The sequence below is a fragment of the Rothia sp. HMSC075F09 genome, from assembly GCF_001810515.1.
Classification (GTDB): Bacteria; Actinomycetota; Actinomycetes; order Actinomycetales; family Micrococcaceae; genus Rothia.
Genome location: NZ_KV801763.1, coordinates 41806 through 49532 on the forward strand (window position 1 = coordinate 41806; position 7727 = coordinate 49532).

Below are 7727 nucleotides of genomic sequence, written 5' to 3' on the forward strand. Positions count from 1 at the left end.
GGGAGCAATGGGAGGTGGAATCCGTCCTGCTGGGTTCGTGTGCAGAGTGTGCGTGTGTTACCTTGAAGGGTGTGTGATTCTCACTGTCACCGAGAGGGAGCACACATGCAACGAATGTGGGCGAGGAAGCTCGTTCACTGTCATATCAACTTCCGGAAGTAAATATATGGATAACGTCCACGCTAATACTGAAGCTGTTCCTTTTGACTTTGAGAGCGCCGAGGCTCTCAAAACACATTTGACGCATCTAACTCAAGTAATCGAGCATCAGCTCCCTGCTCGCTATGGCGCCGATGGTACTTGTGGTGCTGCTCAGCTCGCCCTGGAAGGTTTCACCGGCGGTTACGCACGGGTGTATAGAGCAAAGCTTGCTTCGTCATTTGCGCTGTTGCGAGAGTTTAAAGAGTGCTTTAGCAACGCAGCTCGTAATATGGAGACTTATATTAAGGCTGCCCGCGAGGAAGAGCGCATCCGCCGAGAGATTACTGCATGGGAGAAGCTCAACAAACGTAAGCAGAACGCGTTTCATAGTAAGCATGCCGGTCCCTGGTATGAACAAACAGGCGAAGATAACCCAGATTCTAAACTGGAAATTCCTCCTCGTCCTATGCCCTCTCACCCCCCGCATTTTGAGGTCTATACGCCACGACCTGTAGCTGACCCCTTCACTGGTGCTCAGGGTAACTCAGTTTCTTCAGGAGTTTCTCAAAGTGCTCTCGGACAGTTTGCCGAGGCAAACTCTTCTGCACAGGGTACTCAGCATTTGAATACCCGAGCTGCGATTGCCTCTGGTGGATCTACGGTTTCTATCGTGCCGCACAATGCGTATCAGCATCGTCAGGTCACTCTTTCTATGAATGCTGAACTTGACCAGGTGCAGCTTCGCGTAGTGTCCACCTATGCTCAGTTCCGCTCGAATACTTCATGGGGAACTTTTAATGCTGATTCTTTGATTGCAGCATTGCACACCTGGATTGAGGATGTCGATGCAGATGTCCATTGGTTGGGTAAGCTTGCTCAAACGATGTTTGATGTTGCGAGTCGTGGTTACTTGGAAGAACCCGCTATTGAGCACCACGAGGAACTTTCAGGGCCTGGAGCAAAGGCTCAAGTTAGCCTCGACATAAACCTTCTGAATGAGCTGATGCATGATGATATTCCCATGCATCACCTACTGCAGGTTCCTGGCGCTAGCATTACTGGTGTAAATATCTCATCCGGCTATGCAAATGACCCCGTCAACGTTGCAACCGGTAACTTCATTGAAAGTGAAGTTGACCTTCGCTCTCGCGTGAACTCGGTGCTACGTCTTGAGCGTACCTACAACAGTGTTCTCGCCGCCCTCCCGAATACCCCTCACGGTGCTTTTGGTAAGGGTTGGTCAAGCATGCTGGATAGCCGACTTGCGCAAAACTCTGACAGCATCTCATGGCACACTGCCGACGGCCGTGAACTCGTCTTTGAACGTGATATGAACTCGGCTAGCGGGTATGCCCGGACTCCCAATGCTCCTTACTGGTTGGAGAAGGTAACCGAGTCAGCTCTAGACGCGGCACCTACACATAATGTGGACTCAGCCTCTGCGCCCTTTGAAGAAAATACCGAAGGACAAGAGGCGCTTTGTCGCGCCCTATACTCTGCTGTGAATAAAGCGGTCAAGTCTGCCCATCGTCTACTGCCGACATCTTTTGAAGTAGCAGAATCGCCTGAACCCACCTACTACTGGTCAGTTACTAACCATTCTGGTAGCCGTTATTTGTATGCTCCTTCGGGTGAATTGGTTGCTTTCATGGAGGGGCACCCCAGCTCAGCTGTAGTTGCTCTTTACAACCGTGGCCCAAAGGCTAATGCTGATGGGGAATTCGTAGCTCAGCGACCGAGTGCTTTGATTCAGCCTCATAGCGTGCAGGGCATTGTTGTCAGCTATGACGCCCAGGGTTTTGTATCTGCTGCGTCTCTGATTAACTTCAATGAAGGTTCCTCTGAAAAACATTCATCAGGACAGGTCGAAAGCCAGCTGAATGATGTGCGCTATATTTACAATTCTGCTGGCGTACTTTGTGAAGTTCAGCGACCTGATGGTACCCGCCGTTATGAACAGACGGAGAATAACCTTATCCACCGTGTCTGGAATGAAACGGGATATTGCGAGGTTGAGAATAGCTATGACGCTGACGGTCGCATCGTAGCCCAGAAGACCGAGCACGGTCGAAATATTAGCTACCGCTATGAGCACGGTCTAATGACCGTGATTGAAGACTCCGGAACCGGTGAGCACGCTAATATTTGGCGATCAAATGAACACGGTCAGCTTGTCTCCCTCGTGGCTGGTGACGGAAGCCGCCAGTCCATGCGATACAACTCCTACGGTTACCGCACCTATATCTGCGAGCGTGACGGATCTGTGACGCATCGTAGCTACGATGAACGTGCTCGCCTTGTCTCGGAAAATACTCCGGAAGGTGCGGTCCACCGATATACATGGGATGAGTACGACCGTATGCTTGCCCACCGAATTATGAATAAGGATCGGCGTGCAGGCATCCTCACTGAAACACGCTACACCTACTCCCAGAATCCGCTGGACCCTAACCCCCTGACTATTACCCGTAACGGAGGCAATACAACTTATCTTGAATGGGACAACGCGGGTCATTGCACCGCCGTCACTGATGAATCAGGATCCAAACAGCACTTTACCTACAATGACCGTGGACAGCTTCTGAGCTCCACGGACTCTAGTGGTGCGCAAACGCAGTATTCGTATGATGCTGCCGGCAACCTGAGCTCAGTAACTAATCCTCTCGGCAATACCCAGTATTTTGAGTGGGATGCGAGCGGACGACTCAGCACGGTAGTTGACGCGATGGGTGCTCGTTGGGGTTTGTCCTATACAGAAGCAGCTCAGAACGCTACGCCGACCTCTGAGCAGCACTTGACAGCGCTGACCGACCCTGAAGGTAACATCACTACTTTTGAATACTCAGCTGGTCACCTAAGCGCCGTGATTGACCCTATGGGCAACCGAACCAGTGTCGAACGCGACACCTGGGGCAACGTTATCTCCATGACTGATGCCGCAGGAGCTCAGACCCATTATGAATACGACGAACTCTCGCAGCTCGTCGCTATCATTGACCCCTGTGGGGCTCGTACTGAGTACGAATATTCTCTAACTGGCGACCTGAGCCGCATTGTGGATGCTACTGGTGTAGCTTTGAGCATTACCCACTCGCGCGCTCACGGTGAGTATTCAGTGCGAGTTGAGGGCGCGCCCGGTAACTACGCCGTTGTAACCGACGCCCTGGGACGAGTTGTGTCTGCATCAAATTCTCTGATGAGTATGGTGCCGGGCCTGGGTCCCGCTGGGTCTTTGCACTCTGATTCTTCTCTTGCAGGGCTTGCTTCAGTAGGTAAGCAGCCTTCTGAGCGTCCTGCGGGTCCTTGGGCGTCGTGGAGCTTGGTGCAGCCGGAACTTCGTGTTCCCACTATTTTGGGTTCCCGCGATAACGTATCGCGAGGCGATAGCGCCCTTACTGCTGCCCATCTTCCGTCTGTTATGACGATGTTTGAGAACCGCCAGGATATGGCGGCTCTCTTTGGGGTGCCCATTCCTAAGTTGAACATTCCGGATGCCTCCGCCCTTCTCAATTCTTCCTCTGATAGCTCTGCACAGGCTGTGTATAACGTTCAAAGTCAGGTCGCTCAGGTTAGCTCTGCCGATGGAGGGGTAGCTAGCTTCGAGTACGATGCTCAGGGACGTATGAGTCGTAGCATCAGTGCAGCTGGTCGAGAGACTTTCTTTGAATATGACGCGGCGGGCCGTTGTATCAGCCAGAAAACCCTCAAGAAAACGAGCGAGCTCGATGCTGATGAGGGTTACCTGGAGACTATCTTTACTTACGATCTCGCAGGTCGTTTGTTAGAGAAGACCACTAGGGATTCTGCAGATGCTTCAACTGCCCCGTCGCGTCTTGTACAGTACACCTACGATGCTGCTGGCCGACGCATTAAAGAAGATACGGGGGAGAAGGTTACCTGCTACAGCTACACCTCACGTGGACTTATTGCGCGTATTGAAGATAGCGTTGAAGGTACCCGTTCTTTCTCATACGATGCGGCAGGTCGCCTTGTTAACGTTGATGACGCTTTGGGTGGCACCTCCCGCTGTGAGTATGATGCCCTCGCACGTCCTCTGCGCTGGATTACGCCTGCGGGTATCGTAACGAGCTATGAATGGGATGCGGCAGGACGTCTTCTGCGTGAAGAACGCTCGGGTACAAGTTTTATGGTTGAAAGTGCGGCAGACTCTCTCGTACGTACTTTCTCTTACGATGTTGCAGGCCGTCTTCTGACGATGAATGACGGCGAACGTATCCGTTCGTTTGAGTACGATTACGCTTGTGGTGGTGTACTCCGCTCAGTCACGGTTGATGGTGAAGTTCAGGGAACTTTTGAATATTCCTTGATGAGTGGACGTGGCTCTCAGCAGGGCACGTTGAAGGTTTCGGTAAATGATGCAAAGGCAGAGCACATTTATGAGTACTCTGCATCTGGTAGGTTGCTGAGCCGTACTCGCGTACCCCACAGTGATATGAGCATGAAGCGCATCTCAAGTACGGTGTCTATTGCTGACCACACCACCGGTGTTCTTCGCGTCCCAGATGCGAACCAGCGTACTCTCCATGCCTTGCAAGCGTTTAAGCAGCGCGGTGAATATACGCTGAACTATACCTACGATGCAGATGGTGTTCTGGTAATGAGTAGCAACCCGTACGGTTCAGTTCGCTGGATGCGTGACGGTGCGGGTCGAGTGCGCCATACTCAGTCTAAGGACGTTTTTGCTCGCATCAGGGAGATGGAATTTACCCATGCTTCATGTGGTGCTTTGACCTCGATGAGTACAGATGATACTCATGCCATGTGGGAACTTGATCCTGTTAAGAACATTCCCGTTGGGTACAAGGTAGAGCGTAACGGCGCCCGAGGAGCGGGAAACGGTGCTGCAACTATGAGCATGTTCGCCGCCAGTGTGGAACGTGATACTTCTTCTCGGGTTGCTGTCTGCACTCTTGAAGATGCAGAAAATAACTCTGAGGTGCGCACTATGAAGTATCGTTATGATGCTTCCGGCGCTCTTATCTCTGTATCGGATGGTGTTCAGGAGCGAACCTGGACCTACGAAAACGGCATGATGGTCGCCGAGGCATTGTATAAGCGCAATTGTGAGCAGGGAAATAACGCCCTGCTTCTGGAACGCGCCTTCAGCCATAATTCAGTTGGTCTACTCAGCGCTGTTTCTGAGGCACAGTATGGTGCCTATGGGACTGTTCAGAATCGTTCTCGAACTGAGTATTTCTATAACGCTGCCGGTGAGCGCGTCCGTGAGGTGACCACGGACGAGCTGACCGGGCAGCGCCGTGAGCGTGCCCTTGGCTGGGATGCCATGGGGCAGGTGAACGCTATTCGCCAGGGTGATGAAGAATGGTTGCTGCACCATGACATGACTGGTGAGCTTGCCTCTGTATATACAAGCACCACGGTTGATGTCCCCGGTGCTTCTACGCCTTTGGCATGGGACGCTGTCTCATCAACGCCTATGGTATTGGGCGTGGGCGGAATGAGTGCTGGTTCTGTGCTGGAGAATATGTCTTCTGCGGAGGAACTGGGCTATGGCTTGGGGTGGTCTATGTCTTCTAACCCGTGGGAAAGCGATGTAGCTGCTGTTCCTACTGTTCCTGGTCTTGGCGTGGTTAGTGCTGGTCCGGCGGCTTCTTCTGTCAATATTGCTGGTCTTGATTTCATGGGTTTCCGTGTGGCTGATGCTGGCGTGCGCCGTTTCGTGTCCACTGACGCTTTGAGCTCGGTGCCGGGTATCGTGCACGGTGCGGACGTAAATTCGTTTGTGGGCTGGAATCCTATGTCTCTGGTAGACCCGTGGGGTTTGCGCCCGATGTCGGTGAGGGATTTTAGGGACTATCAGGTTCGAGAAACAGAGAAGAAAAATTATCTTACCTCTATTTTTGTTAATGAGTTAAAAAATTCTCCATTCATGCTTATCTTGGCCGCAAGTTACTATACTTCATATTCACCGTTTGAATATGAAGAGTATATGGATAATGTTAAGCCAAAAATTGAGGACCTAAATGTTCAACGACAGCATGGATATAGTGGGGATATTCCTCCCGTGCCTCCGCGAAAGATTAACGAAGTGGCGCAACGCATGAATTCAGTTAATGACAATCAGCATGTTAAAGATATGGAGAAATCTCAAGGAAATGCTGGTTATTCCTCCATTCAGATTGATGTATATGAGGGGAAAAAATCAGATGGATCAAAAGAGAAGGTGGCATACGTATATATTCCCGGCACTGATTTTGATTTTTCGATGAAAGATGGTGAGCTTGGGTCCATCGGAAATAATCTTGGTCTGGCTGGTAACACCTCTGATAAATCCGTTGATGATTTGTCGCCCTATCACCGTATGGTTGAGGCAGCAATGGATCGAGCTCGTTTGCAAGGTGTAGACCGAGTCGTGATGGTTGGCCACTCTCAGGGTGGGGCCGTAGCGTATTCGCTTGCTAATAATAAGGAGTTTAATAGTAAATATAAGGTGTCTAATGTTGTAACTTATGGTGCGCCGACCAGTAATCTTGAGGGACAACGAGATGACCTTGACCATCACTTTAACTACGTGGCTGTTGTGAATGAGAATGACGTGGTTCCTGGTCTAACACCTGGAAAGCAATACGGTGAGCCTGCTAATCGTGTACATGTCGTTGAGAGCGATAAAGCTAGTGGAGGCATGGATTCTCACGGTATGAATATTTACGTCGATGCTACCCAGCGGTACGTTGGTAGCGGCTACGGTGATGATGAAGGTGTCGATATCGATGCACAGGCATACGGCGCACAACAAGAAACCCAAGGTGTAGAAGAAGGAACCGGTATGTATACCGGTAGGAATACCTCAAAGAGTAGCCCTTACGGTCGTGCATTGAGAGAAAGCCTTCGACGTTAGAAAGGAGAAGAAATGACTGTCGACCCGGAGTGGACTAAAAAATTCTTCAACCAAGAGGACTATAGGGGAGCATACCATCTTGTCGATACTGACATGATTGGAATTTATACCCCAGCAGACCAGCAGCACCCTGCATATTCTGCGCCGCCGCCAGATTACAGCTATACGTTTACTAAATTTCTAACGTCCGCTGATTTGAAATTCTATAATAGCTACTATTATCAATGCCAAAACTATATGCTTTTGGCATCCGATTCGCGCCGCCTCGAATACGCAATGACCACCGAAGAACTATTCTTCCCCGCCATTCAAGACCTTTTTGAAGAAGGGAAAGGCTGGGTCATCACCCCCAATCAACAAATCTTGACCATGCACATCCTTGAGGCGCAGCCGCGCATCCATAATGAAGAACAAAAAATCTTCGACTGGAACGTCAAATTCGACATCCTTCCCGAAGCAAAAGTTTTCCGGAAAGATACCGGGCAGCTACAGCCCATCGCCGAATTCGACACGCGCGGACTCCTTCGCGACGGAGCAATCCACGGGACCTTGCGCTCGCGTTTCCTCGATCCCGGATGGGATATTCACTTCATCCCTGAAAAGGAGGTATAACCATGGGACCCCAACGTAAGGAACAGGAGACGAGCATCCAGCAGAACTCCTCCCAGGAAGCTCATCCGGTATCTTCTGGTCAGCTACTTGCTCA

General features: G+C 50.9%; 2 protein-coding genes. Both read left to right on the plus strand.

Features of this window, described 5'->3' with window-relative positions; translation table 11 throughout:
• The first annotated feature begins 166 nt into the window (after window positions 1-166).
• Entirely contained in the window at window positions 167-7021 is a 6855-nt protein-coding gene (locus tag HMPREF2749_RS00530; protein ID WP_371325926.1) for a DUF6531 domain-containing protein, read from the plus strand.
• A gap of 12 nt (window positions 7022-7033) precedes the next feature.
• Complete coding sequence (locus HMPREF2749_RS00535; protein WP_070592981.1) at window positions 7034-7633, plus strand: DUF6318 family protein; 600 nt, start codon at window positions 7034-7036, stop codon at window positions 7631-7633.
• Window positions 7634-7727 lie beyond the last annotated feature (94 nt).